The following is a 17,844-nucleotide window of genomic DNA, read 5'->3' as shown; positions in this document are numbered from 1 at the left end:
CGAGCTTCTTCACCGAACGTGGGCGCTCGACCGAATGCGGGTCTCCCTCTGGGGGCCCGAGACCGCCCCGAACGCAAGGATCAGCCCATGACCGAGCCCAGCGGCCCGCCGATCGCCGCCATCGCCGCCGCGCTGCAACAGGAGCGCCGCCGGATCGGGCTCTCCCTCGCGGAGGTCGCGCGACGCGCCGGCATCGCGAAATCCACCCTGTCCGGGCTCGAGGCCGGGACCGGTAATCCGAGCCTCGAGACGCTCTGGGCCCTCAGCTCCGCCCTCGAGGTGCCGTTCTCCCTCCTCGTCGACCCGCCTCGACCTGTCGTCCAGGTGATCCGAGCGGGCGACGGCCCTGCTCTGTCGAGCGAGAGCGCCGACTACGTCGCGACGCTCCTCTCGGCGTCACCCGCGGCGACGCGTCGGGACATCTACGCGATCTCCGCGCAGCCCGGCGAGCCGCGTCGATCGGATCCGCACCTGCCCGGCACGGTCGAGCACGTGGTGCTGAGCGCCGGTCGAGCGCTCGTCGGTCCGACGAGTGATCCGGTCGAGGTCACTGCCGGCGACTACGTCGCGTATCCCGGCGACGTCCCGCACGTGTTCGAGGCGATCGAGCCGGGAACGGCCGCGGTCCTCGTCTCCGAGCATCGCGCCTGACGTCACCGATCGGCCGGCGCCCGGGCGGAGTCCTGATCGCAGCCGCCGGGGAAGGCGCCACGATCGGCCTCCGCGCTGCCCGCCGCTGCGCGGTCAGCGGCCGCGTCGATGCCGCGCCGCGATGAGGACGGCGAGGCCGCCGAGGAGCACCGTCGCGATCCCGAACGCGACGAGCGGCAGGAGGTTGTCGGCCCCGGACTGGGCGAGCATGTCCAGGCTGAGCCCGCGCTCGAGCGGCTCCGACGTCAGGCTCGGGACAGGGAGTGCAAGCAGAGTCGTCATGAGGTCGTTTCGGGTTCGACGGGCGGCGGAAGGAGGGAGCTCACCGCACCGATGCGCGGGAGCGTCCGACCCGGTTCCGCGCTTCCACACGCGTCACCGTCGACGATCCCGCTTGTCCCCTCCAGGATGTATTCCGGAATACACAAGCGAGTGTGACAGAGCCTAGCCGGTCGGCACACCCCCCGACCGGGACATTTCGCTCCGGGGACAGCGCGGCCGCAGGTCCGGGTCAGGGCAAGTCGTGCAGGCGACGGACGAGGAGCTCGGCGCGCGTCGCCTCGCGATCCCGGATCGCGGCACGCAGATCGTCGAGCAGAGCGCGGCGGTCCGTCGCCGCCACGAACACGGCACGCACGCCGCGGAGGTTGCGCTCGACGCCCAGCTCGGCCTCCCGCATCATGAGCTCGTAGATGCGATTGCCGGTGGACGCACCCACGTACGCGTACAGGGCGCGCGTCGCCGCGGCCAGGCCTTCGTCCTCCCGCGCCTCCGATGCCTCGATCATGTCGTCGACCAGTTGGAGAGCGGAGGCCAGCTGGTGCGCGTCCATGCGGCGGACGGCCATGTGCATGGCGATACCCGCCTGGTACGCGGTGAACTCGAGAGTCTGCTCCTGGATGTCGTCGCCGACCTCGGTCACCCGGGTATACCGACTCGGCGACGTCTCGACCAGACCGATCTGCTGCAGCCGCCAGAGCGCCTCGCGCACGGGCGTGCGCGACACCCCGAGCCAGCTCGCCACCTCGGTGTCGCGGATCCGCTCGCCGGGCGCGAGGACCTCCGAGGTGATGGCCTCGCCGAGCCGCCGGTAGATCTCGTCGCTCAGCGGACCGGTCGCCTCGATCGGTTCGGGTGACTGCGGGATGGGCACGAGGGCGCCTTCCTCTGCGAGGGGGTGCGGGAGGGGTGCGGCTTCGCGATGGCTCGAGCGCGACCGCGAATCGCGCAGTCAGTATAGGGCGGGGTTCGGCTCCGTCCGCGTCCCGGGAGCGAACGGCACGTCCGTCACGCGAACGGCGCAGCCGTGTCCTCAGACGGGGACGGTTGCCGACCGCTGCTCGATCCGGCTGCGCACGCGTGCGACCACGAGGAGCACGAAGCCGATCACCGCGATCATGGAGAGGAGCACGACGACCCAGGTCATGACCGACTGGTACCCGCCGTCGGCGAGCCGGGGGTCGAGGAAGGGGTACGGGTACCAGCCCAGGGCGTCGGTGGACTGATCGACGATGAACGGCGCGCGCCCGAGCGTGTAGGTCGCCCAGACGATCGGGTAGATCACGACGACACCGACGGTCGCGAACGACAACCGGCGGTTGCCCGGCGCGAACAGGCGGTCGAGGAGCAGGTAGATCGGCACGATGAGGTGCAGGATCTCGTTCGACCACGGCTGCGCGAGTCCCGGGTCGAGCGGCATCGACCGCAGGAGCAGGTTGTAGACGATCCCCGTCGTGACCATGTAGGTGGCGACGAGCAGGTGCAGCACCGCGAACCACCGGGGGTCCGCACCTCGTCGGCGGAGGAGGAGGATGGTGCCGATCCCGAGGGTGACCGCGGCCACAGCGCTCGACTGCATCGTGAAGTAGCTGAAGAAGTTGACGAGGTCGCCGGGAATGTCGTCGTCGCCTCGGGCGTCCCAGTAGCCGAGGCTCCGCGTGAGCTGCCCGGTGATCGCGGCGACGATCGCGACGGCCACGACGAGCCGGACGACGGCGAAGACGACGCGCGCGACGCCCCGCGGAGGGGCGACCGGCACGTCCGTCCGGACGTCGCGCGGTGCGCTCACGGGGTGGGCGTGGGGGCGGGGGTGGACGACTCGGTCGGGGCCGGGGTCTCGGTTCCCTCACCCTCGGTTCCCTCTGTCCCCTCGCTCTCGGTGCTCGATTCCCCGAGGACCTCCGTGATGAAGGCGATGACCGACGCGGGGTCGTCGAGCGCTCCGGTGTACTCCTCGCCGTTGACGAGCAGGACCGAGCCGGCCGCGAGGGTCGCGTCGGAGCCGGGCAGCGTTCCCGCGGTGGCCCGGGCGGTCGCGCCCTCGACCCAGCCGTCGTACGAACCGTCGGTGATGCACTCGTCGACGCCCTCGATCGTCACGCCGGCCGTCGAGACGACGGTCGCGAGCTCCTCGTTGCTCGGGCTGTCCGCGGTCGCGTTCTCCTGCTCGGCGAGCAGCGCGGTGTGCGCCGTGAGGAAGCTGTCGGGGGCGTAGGAGGCGACGCAGGCGGCGGCGTTGGCGGCCCGCAGGGCGAAGCCGTCACCGGAGGGCGCGACGGGGTGCACCTCGAGCGACGCGTAGCCGGCCGTGACCCACTGCTGCACCTGCTCGAGGTTGGCCGCGGTGAAGACGGCGGCATCGGGGTCGGAGTAGTCCACGTAGAGGCGGAGGTTCACCTGGTTCTCGGCCATGCCCTCGGAGGTCGGCACGGGCTCGGCGCCCCACTCGAGCGCCTCGGTGGGGGTGGCGGTGATCGCGGTGCCGTCGCCCGTGAGCACGATCCCGTCGCTCAGCATGTTCGCGGGGCCGCGGTTCGCGTTCTGGAGGGCCGTGAGGATGGCCCAGCCCACGAGGGCGAGCACGGCGAGGATCGCGACGATCGTGAGGATGATCGTCGTGATCTTGCGCTGCTTGCGGCGCTTCCGCTCCTGCTCGCGCTCGATCCTCGCGATCTCGCGCTGGAACTCCTTGCGTTCCTTCTTCGTCATCGACGCGAGTTCGCGGTTCAGGTTCGTCATGTCGCGGGACCGTGGCTTTCGATCGAGAGGCGGAAATCCTCGCGCAGTCTATCGGCCGGGCAGCGGGCGGAAGCTTTCGACGGGCTGGGAGCGTCAGCCGGCGAGGAGCACCGCGAGCTGGTCCGTGGAGTGCACGACGGCCATCGCGTCGACGGCCTCGGCCGGGGAGCCGTATCCCCACTCGACGATGATCGCGGGGATGCCGTGGGCAGCGGCCCCCTCGACGTCGTGGATGCGGTCGCCCACGAGTACGGTCCTGCTCGTGTCGACGCCGAGCTCCCCGAGGCGGCGCAGCGCCTCGGCCACGACGTCGGCCTTGGCGCTGCGCGACTCGTCGTCGCTCGCTCCGCAGATCACGGTGAAGGCGGACGCGAGACCGAAGTGTTCGAGGATCGGGATCACCTGGGACTCGGGCTTGCTGCTCGACACGGCGAGGGGGACGCCCCGTGCGTGCAGGCGGGAGATGAGACCGGCCATGCCGGGGTAGACGGCCGATCCGCTGTAGGCGCCCACCTCGGCGACGAGGCGCCGGTAGATCACGAGAGCGTCGAGGGACTGTTCCGGTGTGAAGCCCGCGAAGTCGCGGAAGGAGTCGAGAATGGGCGGGCCGACCCAGCGCATGAGGTCGCTCTGCGAGGGCACCGGTGCCCCCATCTCGGCGAGGGTGAGCGCGAGGCGGTGGGTGATGCCGGGGCCCGAGTCGGTGATCGTGCCGTCGAGGTCGAAGAGGATGCACGACCAGGTGCCGGCCAGGGGGCCGCGCGCGTCGGTGCCGTCGAGGGTGTCGGGGATGGTCACGGGAAGGTCCATTCGGGTGGGATACAGGATCGGGCGACACCATCGTCGTTCCCGCACGGAATCGTAGCCCACCGCGGTGTCGCGCCGGCCGAGGCCCGGATGCTCTCCTCGCACGGGCTCGCCCGGGTGGACGGGAAATGTCGGTGAGTGGGTCGCGAAGCGACAATGTGCGTCAAATCGGGGTAGAGGCTTCCCCCGGGTGGACGCGACTTGTCGTGTGGAGGGCGCTGAGGCGACCGTTTGCGTCCACCCGGGAGGGGGAGGGACTCCCGGAGGTGGACTCCGGGCGGGCGCTAGAAGAGGCGGGCCTTGCCGTCGTCGATCCCACGCATCGCGTCGTAGTCGAGCACGAGGCAGCGGATGCCGCGGTCCTCGGCGAGCGTGCGCGCCTGCGGCTTGATCTCCTGCGCCGCGAACACGCCCGTGACGGGGGCGAGGAGCGGGTCGCGGTTCATGAGCTCGAGGTAGCGGGTGAGCTGCTCGACGCCGTCGATGTCGCCGCGGCGCTTGAGTTCCACCGCGACAGAGGCACCGGACGCATCGCGCGCGAGGATGTCGACCGGGCCGATCGCCGTCATGTACTCGCGGCGCACGAGGGTGTGGCCGTCACCGAGGAGGTGGATCTGCTCGGCGAGCAGCTTCTGCAGGTGCGCCTCGACGCCGTCCTTCTGGAGGCCCGGGTCGATGCCGAGGTCGTGTGTGGAGTCGAGCTCGATCTCGCGGATCGACACGATGAGCATGTCGGCGGTCTTCGTGTGCGTGACCTTCCACACCTCGGTCACCCCCGCGGCACGCTGGTCCTCGTCGGGCTCGATGATGCTGAGCGTGCACGGCGGGCTCATCCAGTTGAGCGGCTTGTAGCTGCCGCCGTCGGAGTGGACGAGCAGACTGCCGTCCCCCTTCACGACGAGGAGTCGTTTCGCCAGGGGGAGATGGGCGGTGAGTCGTCCGGCATAGTCGACCGAGCAGGTCGCGATCACGAGGCGCACGGAGCGAGTTTAGCCGTCCGCGCGGTCGGCCTCGGTCCGCTCGCGCGCGGCCCCCGAGCTGAGACCGGCGACGATCATGAGCACGAAGACGATGAGGAGTGCGTTGAGGATGCCCACGTGGTCGCCCACGATGCCGATCAGCGGCGGGCCCACGAGGAAGGCGCAGTAGCCGATCATCGCGACGGCGCTCACTCGGGCGGCGGCGTGACGCGGGTCGTCGGCGGCGGCCGACATGCCCACGGGGAAGCCGAGGGAGCAGCCGAGACCCCACAGGACCGCGCCCACGATCGCGACGGGGAAGACGGGCGAGAAGATGAAGAGCGCGAGCCCGACGATGCCCGTCGCGGCGGAAATCCGCAGCACGGAGACCCGGTCGAAGCGGTCGATGAGGGGGCCGCCGGCGACGCGACCGACGGTCATCGCCCCGACGAACACGCCGAAGACGATCGCGCCGGCCGTGTTGCTCTGATCGTGCCCGTCGACCACGGCGATGGGCAGCCAGTCGTTCGCGCTACCTTCGGCGAAGGCCATGCCGAGCATGATGAGGCCGATGAAGATGAGGCGCGGGTCGGCGAAGACGCTGATCCTCTCGCGGAGCCGCTCCCGCAGCGGGGGCTGTTCGGCGTCCGGGACGACGTGGAGGTCGGGCCGGCTGGGGATGAACCGCACGGTGACGATCACGGCGACCGCGATGAGCACCGCCATGCCGATGGCGTGCGCCGTGACCGAGATCTTCAGGGCGGAAGCCGCCGCGCCGATCCCGGCGCCGACGACGGTTCCGCCGCTGAAGAGCGCGTGCATGAGGGGGAGGACGGTCTTGCCGAGCTCCTTCTCGACCGCCGCGCCCTCCACGTTCATCATCACGTCGACGCTGCCGTTGCCGTAGCCGAAGATCGCGAGGCCGATGAACACGATGGGCGCGGAGACGAAGACGCCGGCGCCCAGCCCGATGACGACGAGTCCGATGGCGATCAGCACGACCGACATCGCCATGCCGCGCCGCGGGCCCAGCCGGTTGAGCGTCCACGCGGACAGCACGAGGCCGATGATCGAGCCGGCGGACATTCCGAAGATCAGGATGCCGACGTTGCCGGTGGTGAGGCCGAGGCCGTCACGGATGGCCGGCAGGCGGGCCACCCAGGTCGCGATGCTGAGGCCGGACAGGGCGAACATCACGAAGACGGCGTTGCGCCAGGCGACGATCTCGCGTCGGTCGAGCGAGCGGGCCTGGGGGAGGGAGGAGGTCATGAGGGATTCCGGTGAGGGTGCGGCGGGGCCCGACGGGAGTGGGGCGACTTCACTGATCGAATCGATTCGATCGGTGAATCCGCCTAAGCTATCCCGAGCGGACGGAACCGGTCAAGTACGCCCCGCCGCGACGGACGTGAGGAAGACGATGGGCCGACAGCGTGAGCACGACGCCGGTGAGGCGCGCGCCACCCTGTCCGACGTCGCCGCTCGCGCCGGTGTCTCCCCGTCGACCGCGTCGATCGCCTTCAGCGGCCAGGGCCCCGTGTCCGATTCGACCAAGGCGCGCGTGCTCGCCGCCGCGGTGGAGCTCGGCTACACCGGTCCGGATCCGCTCGCGCGATCGCTCCGGACGGGTCGCAGCGGTATCGTCGGCGCGCTCATCCCGCGGCGTATCGGCACCTCGTTCCGCGACCCCGTCGTGATCCAGACCCTCGACGGACTCGCCGAGGAACTCGGCGGCTCGGGAAGCGGCCTGCTCCTGCTGTCCGAGCGGGAGCGCGAGACCGACCGGTTGTCACTCGAGGCCGCCCCGATCGACGCCCTCGTCCTCCTCGGGTGCGGCACCGCGTCCCTGCCGGCGCTCGACGTGCTCCGGCGCCGCGGTATCCCGGTGGTCACGATCGAGGGCGACGAGGGTGCCGGGGTCGCGAACATCGACGTGGACAACCGCCGGGGCACGCGCGTGCTCGCGGAGCACCTGCGCGACCTCGGGCACCGCGACGTCGCCCTCGTGACCCTGCCGCTCACGACCGAGGACCGGCTCGGTCCGCTCTCCGAGGACGAGATCGCCTCGGCGACCGCCACGATCGCCGTGCGGCGCATCGCCGGGGCGCGCGACGTCTTCCCGGGGGCCGCCGGGATATCCGCGAGCGGGAGCACCATCGCCGACGGACGCGCCGCCGGTCGACTGCTCCTCGACGTGCCGGAGTCCGATCGCCCCACCGCGATCATCGCCCAGAGCGACCTCCTCGCCGCCGGTGTCATCTTCGCCGCCCACGACCTCGGGCTCGCGGTGCCCGACGACCTCAGCGTCGTCGGCTTCGACGGCATCCGCGTGGACGAGCTACCGATGCGGCTCACGACCGTGGCCCAGTCGGCGCAGGACAAGGGGGCGGCAGCGGGTCGCGCCGTCACCGAGCTGCTCGACGGCGGTCACCCCGAGAGCCGCTGCTTCCCGGTGACCTTTCAGGCGGGTGCGACGACGGGCCCGCCGGCCTCCTGAGCCCGGCGTCGGGTGGCGTCCGGTGGTCGGCCGGAGGCGCTTCGACACGTCGACAGGCTCAATGGGTACAGGCTCAGCGGAGACAGGCTCAGCGATCGGCTCAGCGACCGAGTAGCGGGTCGAGGATCGGCTCGAGGGCCGGCAACTCGCGCACGCCCTGGCGATCGACGAAGTGGCCGGCACCCGGCACGACGCTGACGGGCGCCTCGAGGAGCCCCGCCATCCGCTCGGTGAGGTCGGAGGACACGACGTCGTCGTCATCCGAGCGGAGCACGTGCCGCACCGCGGTGTGGCGACGGATGCGCTCGAGGTCGAGGGGCTCGGCCGTGAACGGGTCGAGGGCCGGAAGGTTCGGGAGCGGGTCGACGAATCCCGCGACGAGCACGAGGCCGCCGAGGCGCCACGGGCCGCTGAGCCGGTTGAGTGCGTGCAGCAGCGTGACGCAGCCGAGGGAGTGCCCGAGGAGGATCGTCTCCTCGTCCACCTCGCCGATCGCGGCGCTCGCGGCGTGCACCCACGTCTCGAGGTCGGGCCGCTCCGGATTCGGGAGTCCGATCATCGAGACCGTGTCCACGCCGTAGTGCTCGACGAGCCACGGGAACCAGTGGCGGGAGGGATCGGCGAGGTAGCCATGGGCCACGAGCATGCGCATGCCGTCAGCTTATAGAGGGCTCGGCGAAGAGAGAGGTCGTGCTCACTTGGCCTGGTCGTAGCTCTCGACGACGGCGGTCGTGACGGGGAAGTCGACGGGAGCGCGACCGAAGATGAGACGGCCGGCCTCCGCCGCGCTGTCGCGGACGAGTCCGACGACCCGCTCGGCCTGCTCCGCCCGGCAGTGCACGACGATCTCGTCGTGCAGGAAGAAGACGAGGTGCGCGGAGCCCGTGAGCGATGCACCGTTCGCGAGGTCGGTGAGCCGGGTGCGGAGCGAGGCCATCCAGCACAGCGCCCACTCGGCGGCGGTTCCCTGCACCACGAAATTGCGGGTGAAGCGGCCCCAGTTGCGCGCCTCCGTGCGGGCCCGACGGCCGATCGCCTCGCTCGACGCGTCGCCGGAGGCCTGGTCCTGCAGCTCGCGCCACGCACGGCCGGGCACGGGCGAGCTGCGCCCGAGCCGGGTGGAGACGCGCTCGCGGCGTTCCCCCGCCCGCGCGGCGGCCTCGACGAAGCCGATCGCCTGCGGATAGGCACGCGCGAGCCGGGGGAGGAGACGCCCGCTCTCACCGGTGGTCGCACCGTACATCGCACCGAGCATCGCGACCTTCGCATGAGCGCGGGTGTCGATGGCTCCCGTGCGCACCATTCCGTCGTAGAGATCCACCCCGCGCGCGGCCGTCGCCATCGCGGCGTCTCCCGAGATCGCGGAGAGGATCCGCGGCTCGAGCTGCGCCGCGTCCGCGACCACGAAGCGCCACCCGGGGTCGGCGACGACGGCGCTGCGAACCTGGTGAGGGAGTTGCAGTGCGCCACCGCCGTCGGATGCCCACCGGCCGGTGACGACGCCGCCGGGCACGTAGGTGGGCCGGAAGCGTCCGTCCTGGATCCACTGATCCAGCCAGTTCCAGCCGTTGGCCGTGTGCAGGCGCGCGAGCTTCTTGTAGCGCAGCAGCGGCACGATCGCGGGGTGGTCGTACTCCTTCAGCTCCCACGAGCGTGTGGAGGTGGCGGGGATACCCGCGCTCTGCAGTGCGCGGAGCAGCTCGCCCGGGGACTCGGGGGAGAACGCTCCCACGTCGAGGGCCGCCGAGACCTCGTCGAGGACGGCTTGGAGGAGGGATGGCCGCACCCCGGGTGCCGGTCGCGGCCCGAGCAGCTCGGTGAGTAGCTCGTCGTGGCGACGCGCGTCCCACGGCAGGCCCGCGAACGTCATCTCCACAGCGATGAGGGCCCCGACGGACTCGGCGGCGAGCAGCAGTGACAGGCGCGAGCGGGCCTCTGCGGTCGCCTCGGACGTGGCGGCTCGCTGGCGCGCGAACTCCACCACGGGGTCGCGTTCCGCGTCGCCGGTGTCGTCGGCGTCGAGGTCGAAGAGGGCCGCGCCCGCATCGGCCTCCCTGGGCACGACGATCGGTGCGTCCCATGCCCCGGGCGGCGCCGCCGCGAGCGCCGAGCCGGCGGTGTCGACGGACGATCGCAGGATCGCGTGGCAGAGGCGGAGATCGACGCATCGCGCCACCCGGATCCCGGCGGCGAGGAGCGGCGGGTACCAGGCCGTGGTGTCGTCCCACACCCAGCGCACGCCGGGCTCCGTGCGCTCGACCTCGCGAACGAATGCCGGCCAGTCGCCGCGCTCGATGACGCGTTCGTCGGTGGCCGCGGCGGGGTCGCCGTCGTCGATGCGCGTGACGGCGACCCCGCCGGTGCGGAGATCACGCGCGACGAGATGCATCCCCCCATCCTCCCGCGTGCCACCGACCTCGCAGGCCCAGCGGCACCCGGCGGTCTCAGCCGGTGGGTCGGAGCACCGCCCACCAGTCCGCGAGGGAGGCCTCGGTGTCCAGGGTCCTCTCTTCTGCGACGTAGCCGCGCGATTCGTCGACGGCGGAGCGACGACGATCGGGGTAGTCCGCGAGCTCGCCGAGCGCCGCGAACCAGGCGTCCGGGTCGTTGTCGACGAGCACGGCCCCGTGGCGGTCCGTTCCGGCGTACGGACCGATGGCCGACGCGACGGTCGGAAGTCCGAGGGACGTGTACTCGAGGAATTTCAGGTCGCTCTTCGCGTGGTTGAACTCCGTGTCGGCGAGCGGCGCGATGCCGATGTCCCACCGGCGGCGGTGGCTGCGGAGCCAGTGGCTGAAGCGATCGTACGCGCGGGCGTTGCGCGGAACGTCGAGCCGGGTGAACCACGTCTCGTCGTCGTCGAGCACGCCCACGACGTCGAGCTCGAGGCGGGAGCCGAACGGCGTCTGCCGGCCATCGAACGCCTCGCGCACGATCGCGATGTCATCGGCGTGCGTCGCCGAACCCATGTAGAGGACGCGGACGCTCCCCGTGGGGCGGCGCGTCGGGACCGTGTCGACCGGTTCCGTCCAGACGAGCGGGCTGAGGCGATTGGGCACGACGTGCACGGACCGGGCGAGCGCCCCGATCCGCGACGCGAGTTCGTCCGTGCTCACGACGACCGCGTCCGCAGCGGCGACGATCCGCTCGAGTCCGTCGAGGTCGCTCTCGAGGTACCCGCCCTCGACGAGGCGCTGGCGCGACGAGGGCGAGAGCAGATCGTCGTCGAGGTCGACGACGAGTCGGACACCGTCGCGGGTGCAGGCCTCGACGACGGCGTCGACGAGGTCGGCCGGAACGGCATCGCGCTCGACGAGGAGGGCCTCGGTGCCGGAGGGATCGGCCAGCCAGTCCTCCACAGTCGTGAAGACGACCTCCTCGCCGAGCAGGGAGCGCGACGCCTCGGCGCGCGCGACGGTGCGGACGAAGGCGGAGCCGGGGTAGGCGCCGGGTTCGCCTCTGGCGATGAAACGGATCACGGGTCGAGTCTGCCCGACGGAACCACGAGGGGGAAGCCGAGGGGGCCGGGCTCCGGCGCGGATGGGAGCCGATAGATTGTGTGGGTGACCACCTCGACGGGACATCGCGGCTTCGACGCCGCCTACTACCGACCGCAGGCGCGGCTCGCCCGATCCTCCGATCGCGCGGCGCTCAAGCACTACCTCGCCACCGGGTGGGAGCTCGGCTACTCCCCGCACCCCGCGGTCGACCACCTCGAGGTCGCGACCGACCGCGAGGCGAGTGCCCGCGCACGTGCCGCCGTCGAGGCCAGGACCGCCGACTGGACCGAGGAGCCCGGTTCGGAGCGTCCCTCCGCCTTCTACGACGAGGCGGCGATCCGGGCCGAACGACTGGACGCGGCCGGTCTGTTCGACCTCGAGTTCTACGCGGCCTCTCTGCCCGGCGTGTTCCTCTCGCGCGAGGCGGCGTTGTGGCACTACATGATCACGCCGGCCGACGAGGCCCCGTCGCCCCATCCGCTCTTCGAATCCGACTGGTTCATCCGGAAGGCCCGACTCAAGGGTCACCAGCCGCGCGGACTCGAGAACCTCGTCCGGGTGAAGCACAAGCTGCACTCGCCTGGTCCTCACTTCGACCCGGTCGTGTGGGTCGAGGCCCACCCCGAGGCGATGACCCACCCGGCTGGTCCCCTCGTCCACTACCTCTCGACGGCGGACGCGGACACGCTGACGGTGCCGGTCGAGGGGGTCGAGCCGACCACTCTCGGATCGCTCCGCGACCGGCTGATCGCCCGCGCCCGCGGCGAACAGTCCCACGTCGACTTCCTCGACGACATCGAATCGCCGGCCTGGTCCGTCGACTGGGATGCCATCGCGGGCCGCTCCCGCGTCGACGACCGAGTGTCGATCGTGATCCCGACGTACGAGGACTGGGCGATGACGGCGCGCGCGATCCGATCGATCATCGCATTCACGCCGGACCACGACATCGAGATCATCGTCGTCGACAACGGATCCCACCGCGTCGTCTCCTCCCTGCTGACCGCGATGTTCCACGACGAGGATCGGGTCGTCCTCTACCGGGTTCCCACGAACGCGAACTTCGCGAACGGGAGCAACATCGGTTTCGCGCTCTCGACCGGGGCGACGACGCTGTTCCTCAACAACGACACGGAAGCCACGGCCGGCTGGCTCGAACCGCTCCTCGCACGGCTCCGGCAGCCCGGAGTGCTCGGCGTCCAGCCACTCCTGCTCTACCCGAGCGGTGCCATCCAGGCGGCCGGCACCGCCTTCTCCGGGCTGCACACCCTCCCGTACCACGTACTCGCCGGGTTCCCGCGGCAGGATGCCGTCGCATCCGAGGGCGTCGAGTTCCGCGCCATCACCGCGGCGTGCATCGCCATGCGCGCCGACGATGTCCAGACGCTCCGCGGATTCGACCCGGTCTATGTGAACGGGATGGAGGACGTCGACCTGTGTCTGCGCGCCGCCCGCGATCTCGGGGGTTCCTTCCGCGTCGCCACCTCGTCCGTGGTCTACCACTACGAGAGCCAGAGCCCCGGACGCTTCACCGGGTCGTGGGCCAACCGGAAGATCTTCCTCGACCGCTGGGCTGAGGAGATCCGTGGGGCCGACGAGGAGCCGTATGTGCGGGCGGGCTTCGAGATGAGCGGGCACGAGAACATCTCGCCGGAGAAGGGCGGCCTGATCCGTCCGATCCGACCCATCGTGCGTCGGCCCGCGCGGCTCGTCGACTCGGGACCGGCAGCGGGGCTCCCCTCGTTGCGGTGGGCGATCAAGATCGCGTCCACCGGAACCACCCGGGGCGACCTGTGGGGCGACACGTTCTTCGCGGATGATCTGGCCGCCGCCCTGCGCGTCCTCGGTCAAGAGGTCGTGATCGACCGCTCCGGGGCCCATGCTCGACCGGGATCCGATCACATCGACGACGTCGTCCTCAACCTGCGCGGACAGATGCCCGTGGCGCCGCAACCCGGGGCCACGAACCTCCTCTGGATCATCAGCCACCCGGAGGACGTGACCGACGAGGAGCTCCTCGCGCCGTACGACGTCGTCTACGCCGCGAGCGCACCGTGGGCGAAGGCCACGACGATGCGGATCGGCCGCGAGGTGAAACCGCTCCTCCAGGCGACCAATTCCGACCGGTTCCACCCGGACGTCGCGAACGGTGCGGAGAAGCACGGAATCGTCTTCGTCGGACGTACGAGGCGCATCTTCCGCCCGATCGTGCGTGACGCACTCGCGGTGGGTGCCGACGTGGAGATCTACGGGGACGGGTGGGAGGAGTTCATCGATCCGTCCTACGTGCGCGCCGAGCACCTCGACAACAGCGAACTCCCCGCGATGTACGCAGGCGCGCGCATCGTGTTGAACGACCACTGGGACGACATGGCGGCCCTCGGCTTCCTCTCGAACCGCCTCTTCGACGCGGCCGCGACGGGCGCGCTGATCCTGAGCGACCACGTCGGCGGTCTCGTAGAGACCTTCGGCGGGCTGGCGCGGACGTACAAGCGCGCGGACCAGCTTCGGAAGATCCTCGTCGAGGGCGACGATGCGTGGCCGGACCCCGAGGAGCGGCGGCGCCTGGCGCAGGTCATCGCGGACGAGCACTCGTTCCGAACGCGTGCCGTGCAGCTGCTCTCCGCGGTGCTCGACGCCCGCGAGGTCCCGCATCGGCTCAAGGCGCTGCTCGTCCGGCACTGAGCTCGGGGCGACGGCGCCGTCTGAGCCTCCGGTGGAAGCTCAGACGAGCGAGCCGAGGATGCGCTCGAGTCGGGCGTCCTGGGTCTCGCCGTCGTCGCGCGACACGGGGATATAGGCCATCTCCTGCTGACGGGCGGCGCAGACGACACGTTGGTTCGGAAGAGCCGTGACCCCGCTACGGAGATCGCCCAACTCGATGACGCGGGTGCCGGACGTTGCGAAGGCCGCGAGGTGGAGGGCCGATCCGCTCGATCCGGCGATGACCCGCGCGCCCGCGACGGTGCGGATCTGCTCATCGATACTCATCGTCTCCGGGTGCACGACGCGGAAACCGGCTCGCTCGAACGAGCCCTCGAGGGCTGCGACGTCCCACGCGAGCGATTCGCGATTGTTGACGGCGCCCTTCTGCCGCGAGGCGAGCTCCGTCTCGAAGCGGGCGCGCGAGAAGTAGACGAGCTCTGTGGGCTCCGGATCGGGGACGATCGCGTCCCTGATGCGATCCCAGCTCGACGTCGCGCCCGGACGGGCGAAGGCGTTCAGGGAGAGTCGACGGCGGGCGACGACGAGCCGCTCGGGGAAGCAGTCCCCGCCCTCGACGACGTGACGCCGCTCCGGGAGCCCGGCGAGTTCCGCGAGGCGCTCGCGCCACTCGCCGGTGTCGCCGCGGAACATCGAAGGGTGGACGATGAGGCCCTCCCACGGCTGGTCGTCGCGGACGACCGGGTGCGACGTGAGGGTCTCGGTGATGAAGTGTCCGAAGTGGTCCATCCAGTGCCCGCCGTATGCCCAGAGGCCGTCGAGATGGGTGGAGCCCGATCGCTCGGATCCGCGGCCGAAGCGCTCGAGGGAGCTCTGCCGGCGGCGGGGCGCGATCCGGGGGACGTCGGCCGCCACGTACTGGTCCCCCGAGAACCCACCGATCCGTTGCGAGGCCGTGACGAGCTCGCCGGAGGCCGTGTAGACCGCGCCGGTGACGAATCGCTTCGGTGCCGGCGAGGGGGTCTGGACGAACCCGATGGCGTGGGGTGTCACGACGGGGTGAGAGAGGACGACGTCCTCCGACGGCCCGTCGGGATCGATGTCGGCCGCCGGGAAGGCCGGGACGGCCCAGGACACCTTGCTCGCCCTGGTCACTTCCGGAGTCCCAGACGGCGGAGGACGCGGCCGGCGAACGAGCGGGCGCGGCGGTAGAACGTCGGGGCCGGTGCCGGTGCGCGACTGGCCGCACGGGCGCGGCGCAGATCGCGCGCGGCCTGCTGCAGCGCCACCCGGAAGGACTGGAGCGACTCGGTGTAGGCGCTCTCGAGCGGGATCACCATGCGGGCGACTTCGGCGGCGGCGTCCCAGTCCGGGCGGTGGTACGGCTCGTCCGCACCGTCGTCGAGGGCCTTCTCGAGGAGATCGGGGCGCACGGCAGAGCCCGAAGCGAGGAGGGACTCGAGCGAGGTGACGATCGCGTCGTCCCGGCCGAGTTCGTCGTCGTTCCCCTCCACGATCTCGTCGTCGACGATGGGGTGGCGGAACACGTAGAAGTGCTCGAGCATGTCGGCGCGGAAGCGACGGTAGTCGCGCATGCCGTGGTGGCGCGGGCTGGGGCGCAGCATCGGGTTCGCGGCGTAGGCGGCGCCCGAGCGCTCGACCTTCCCGCCGTACTGCTCCCACGAGCGCCACGGCAGGTGGAGCACCTCGACGAACGAACCGACGGGCACCTCGCCGCCCGGCTCGAGGTTGACGGCGTGGTTGCCCTGCGTGACCTCCACCGTGGACGACCCGATGTGAACGGCGTCCGGGCTCGCGTGGGCGTGCAGGCCGGTGCGCTCCCACAGGTTGCGGTGATTGCGGTGATCGCGCCAGAGCAGTCGGCGGACACCGCTGCCGGTGCGCGCGGGCGGGCCCGTCATGTCGGTGACCGGGGCGAAGAACGTGACGACGCTCTTCGGGATCCCCTCGAATGCCTGCTTCACGGTCTGACGGCGGTCCACGGCCACCCAGAACTCGTCGGCGTCCGCGTTGATGACCCAGTCGGCGCCGTGCGTCTCGTAGGCGGTGCGGGCCATCGCGGTCACGACAGAGCTCTGCTGCTTCTCGTGGCGGGGGTCCTCGGTGAGGAGCACCCGGCCGGTGGCGACGTAGCTCTCGATGATCTCCCGCGTGCCGTCGACGGAGCCGTTGTCCGTGACGAGGATCAGGTCGATCCCCTGGGCCAGACTGTGTTCGAGCATCGGCGCGATGATGTCGGCTTCGTCCCGCACCATCAACGTCATAACGAGTTTCACGCGGATCCGCTTCCGTGATGACCGACGGTTCGGTCGCTGGGCAAGTCAGGCGCTGAGCGCCGCTGACATTCTAGCCAGCGTCGCACGCCCGTCCCGGAAGGGAGCCGGTGAGAGCGACGTCTGGTGCGAGAGCGGGTCAGGCGGCGCCGGTGCGCTGCCACGCGCTCCCGCGCGCGCGGAGGCCGAGGGTGGTGGCGCGCGCGGCCATGTAGCCGATCGCGAAGGCCGCCGTGAGCCATGCGAGCCCGGCGACGCCCCCTCCGGCCCAGGTGGCCGTGGCGAGGGCGAGGGGCACGAACACCGCGAGGTTCACGAGGCCGGTCAGGGCGAGATAGCGCGCATCGCCGGCACCGATGAGCACGCCGTCCAGCACGAAGACGTAACCGGCGAGGGGGGTTCCGACGGCGAGGACGACGAGGCTCGGAGCGATGAGGGCGGCCGCGTCGGGCGATCCCGTGAAGACGAGCCCGGCGACGGGACTCGCCGCCGCGAGCAGGGCGCCGAGCGCGACGCCCCCACCGACGCCCCACACGAGGCACCGCCGGAGGACCGCGCGCACGAAGTCGACGTCCGCGGCACCGAGACCCTTCCCGACGAGCGCTTGAGCGGCGATCGCGAGGGCGTCGAGGGCGAAGGCGAGCGTGGAGAAGATCGTCAGCACGACGTGGAAGCCCGCGAGCTCCGCCGTCCCGATCCCCGTGGCGACGACGGTCGCGATCAGGAGGGCCGCTCGCAGCGACGCGGTGCGCAGCAGCAGCCACCCACCGGACAGCGCCGACCCGCGGATGCCGTCGCGCTGCGGACGGATCGTGGCGCCCGTGCGCCGGGCGTGATGCAGGACCACTGCGACGTACGCGGCGACCATGCCCCACTGCGCGATGACCGTGCCCCAGGCGGCGCCGGCGATGCCCCAACCGGCGCCGTAGATGAGTACCGCGTTGAGGGCGGCGTTCGCGCCGAAGCCGCCGACGGCGACGACGAGCGGGGTGCGCGTGTCCTGCAGCCCGCGCAGCACGCCCGTTGCGGCGAAGACGATGAGCATCGCCGGGAGCCCGAGCATCGAGATCGAGAGATAGGTCGTGGCCTGTTCGACGACGGCCGGCTCGGCTCCGAACAGCGAGACGAGCGCCGGCGTGAGCACAGCCCCCGCGGCGGCGAGCACGACACCGAGACCGAGGGCGAGCCACATCCCGTCGATCCCCACCGAGACGCCCCCGCGTTCGTCACCGGCCCCGAGGCGCCGCGCGACCGCCGGGGTCGTGGCATAGGCGAGGAACACCATGAGGCCGATGATCGTCTGCAGCACGACGCTCGCGATGCCGAGGCCCGCGAGCGGCGCGAGACCGAGGTGTCCGACGAGCGCCGAGTCGGTGAGGAGGAAGAGGGGCTCGGCGATGAGGGCGCCGAGCGCGGGCACCGCGAGCCGCATGATGTCGCGATCGACGGCCCGGCGC

General features: G+C 71.3%; 16 protein-coding genes. 3 read left to right on the top strand and 13 right to left on the bottom strand.

What is annotated here, in order from left to right:
• Positions 1-87 precede the first annotated feature (87 nt).
• Positions 88-651, top strand: a complete 564-nt coding sequence (locus ELQ94_RS13445) for a helix-turn-helix domain-containing protein (RefSeq protein ID WP_127050889.1) — start codon at positions 88-90, stop codon at positions 649-651.
• 93 nt (positions 652-744) lie between these two features.
• Here ELQ94_RS13445 and ELQ94_RS13440 read toward each other — a convergent pair whose 3' ends face one another.
• The 7 genes from ELQ94_RS13440 to ELQ94_RS13410 all read right to left on the bottom strand — a co-directional run bounded on the left by ELQ94_RS13440 (position 745) and on the right by ELQ94_RS13410 (position 6,704).
• Positions 745-933: a hypothetical protein gene (locus ELQ94_RS13440; RefSeq protein WP_127050888.1), complete on the bottom strand. Its 189-nt coding sequence runs from the start codon at positions 931-933 to the stop codon at positions 745-747.
• 229 nt (positions 934-1,162) lie between these two features.
• Positions 1,163-1,804 carry a GntR family transcriptional regulator gene (locus tag ELQ94_RS13435; protein ID WP_208007711.1) on the bottom strand — a complete coding sequence of 214 codons (642 nt, stop codon included), beginning with the start codon at positions 1,802-1,804 and terminating at the stop codon, positions 1,163-1,165.
• 159 nt (positions 1,805-1,963) lie between these two features.
• Positions 1,964-2,719, bottom strand: a complete 756-nt coding sequence (locus ELQ94_RS13430) for a Pr6Pr family membrane protein (protein ID WP_127050887.1) — start codon at positions 2,717-2,719, stop codon at positions 1,964-1,966.
• On the bottom strand, positions 2,716-3,669 hold the full coding sequence (locus tag ELQ94_RS13425) for a thioredoxin domain-containing protein (protein WP_127050886.1): 954 nt from the start codon (positions 3,667-3,669) through the stop codon (positions 2,716-2,718). The genes ELQ94_RS13430 and ELQ94_RS13425 overlap by 4 nt, the downstream gene beginning before the upstream one ends.
• A gap of 93 nt (positions 3,670-3,762) precedes the next feature.
• Positions 3,763-4,467 (bottom strand): HAD hydrolase-like protein, encoded by a 705-nt coding sequence (locus ELQ94_RS13420; protein ID WP_243697033.1) that lies wholly within the window; start codon positions 4,465-4,467, stop codon positions 3,763-3,765.
• A 293-nt stretch (positions 4,468-4,760) separates the two neighbouring features.
• Positions 4,761-5,456 carry an endonuclease NucS gene (gene nucS, locus ELQ94_RS13415; RefSeq protein ID WP_127050884.1) on the bottom strand — a complete coding sequence of 232 codons (696 nt, stop codon included), beginning with the start codon at positions 5,454-5,456 and terminating at the stop codon, positions 4,761-4,763.
• A 9-nt stretch (positions 5,457-5,465) separates the two neighbouring features.
• Positions 5,466-6,704: an MFS transporter gene (locus ELQ94_RS13410; RefSeq protein WP_127050883.1), complete on the bottom strand. Its 1,239-nt coding sequence runs from the start codon at positions 6,702-6,704 to the stop codon at positions 5,466-5,468.
• 148 nt (positions 6,705-6,852) lie between these two features.
• Here ELQ94_RS13410 and ELQ94_RS13405 point away from each other — a divergent pair, with 148 nt between their 5' ends.
• The gene (locus tag ELQ94_RS13405) at positions 6,853-7,929 is read left to right on the top strand and encodes a LacI family DNA-binding transcriptional regulator (RefSeq protein WP_127050882.1); all 1,077 of its coding nucleotides are present in this window, start codon (positions 6,853-6,855) and stop codon (positions 7,927-7,929) included.
• 100 nt (positions 7,930-8,029) lie between these two features.
• On the opposite strand, the gene ELQ94_RS13400 is transcribed toward ELQ94_RS13405, so the two are convergent.
• The 3 genes from ELQ94_RS13400 to ELQ94_RS13390 are packed head-to-tail and all read right to left on the bottom strand — an operon-like array spanning position 8,030 to position 11,408.
• Positions 8,030-8,581 (bottom strand): RBBP9/YdeN family alpha/beta hydrolase, encoded by a 552-nt coding sequence (locus ELQ94_RS13400; RefSeq protein ID WP_127050881.1) that lies wholly within the window; start codon positions 8,579-8,581, stop codon positions 8,030-8,032.
• Between the two features lie 42 nt (positions 8,582-8,623).
• A complete protein-coding gene (locus ELQ94_RS13395; protein WP_127050880.1) occupies positions 8,624-10,318 on the bottom strand; it encodes a bifunctional 3'-5' exonuclease/DNA polymerase in 1,695 nt (564 codons plus the stop codon).
• Between the two features lie 55 nt (positions 10,319-10,373).
• A complete protein-coding gene (locus ELQ94_RS13390) occupies positions 10,374-11,408 on the bottom strand; it encodes a glycosyltransferase (RefSeq protein ID WP_127050879.1) in 1,035 nt (344 codons plus the stop codon).
• An 84-nt stretch (positions 11,409-11,492) separates the two neighbouring features.
• On the opposite strand from ELQ94_RS13390, the gene ELQ94_RS13385 reads away from it, so the two are divergent.
• The gene (locus ELQ94_RS13385) at positions 11,493-14,114 is read left to right on the top strand and encodes a glycosyltransferase (protein WP_127050878.1); all 2,622 of its coding nucleotides are present in this window, start codon (positions 11,493-11,495) and stop codon (positions 14,112-14,114) included.
• A gap of 39 nt (positions 14,115-14,153) precedes the next feature.
• Here ELQ94_RS13385 and ELQ94_RS13380 read toward each other — a convergent pair whose 3' ends face one another.
• The 3 genes from ELQ94_RS13380 to ELQ94_RS13370 form a co-directional block, all read right to left on the bottom strand.
• Positions 14,154-15,248: a glycosyltransferase family 61 protein gene (locus ELQ94_RS13380; protein WP_127050877.1), complete on the bottom strand. Its 1,095-nt coding sequence runs from the start codon at positions 15,246-15,248 to the stop codon at positions 14,154-14,156.
• Complete coding sequence (locus tag ELQ94_RS13375) at positions 15,245-16,369, bottom strand: glycosyltransferase family 2 protein (RefSeq protein WP_279432498.1); 1,125 nt, start codon at positions 16,367-16,369, stop codon at positions 15,245-15,247. The genes ELQ94_RS13380 and ELQ94_RS13375 overlap by 4 nt, the downstream gene beginning before the upstream one ends.
• Positions 16,370-16,526: 157 nt before the next feature.
• Positions 16,527-17,819 (bottom strand): MATE family efflux transporter, encoded by a 1,293-nt coding sequence (locus ELQ94_RS13370; protein ID WP_127051177.1) that lies wholly within the window; start codon positions 17,817-17,819, stop codon positions 16,527-16,529.
• Between the last annotated feature and the right edge of the window lie 25 nt (positions 17,820-17,844).

Source organism: Labedella endophytica, from assembly GCF_003990045.1.
Classification (GTDB): Bacteria; Actinomycetota; Actinomycetes; order Actinomycetales; family Microbacteriaceae; genus Labedella; species Labedella endophytica.
This window is presented reverse-complemented; position numbering and strand designations above follow the sequence as displayed.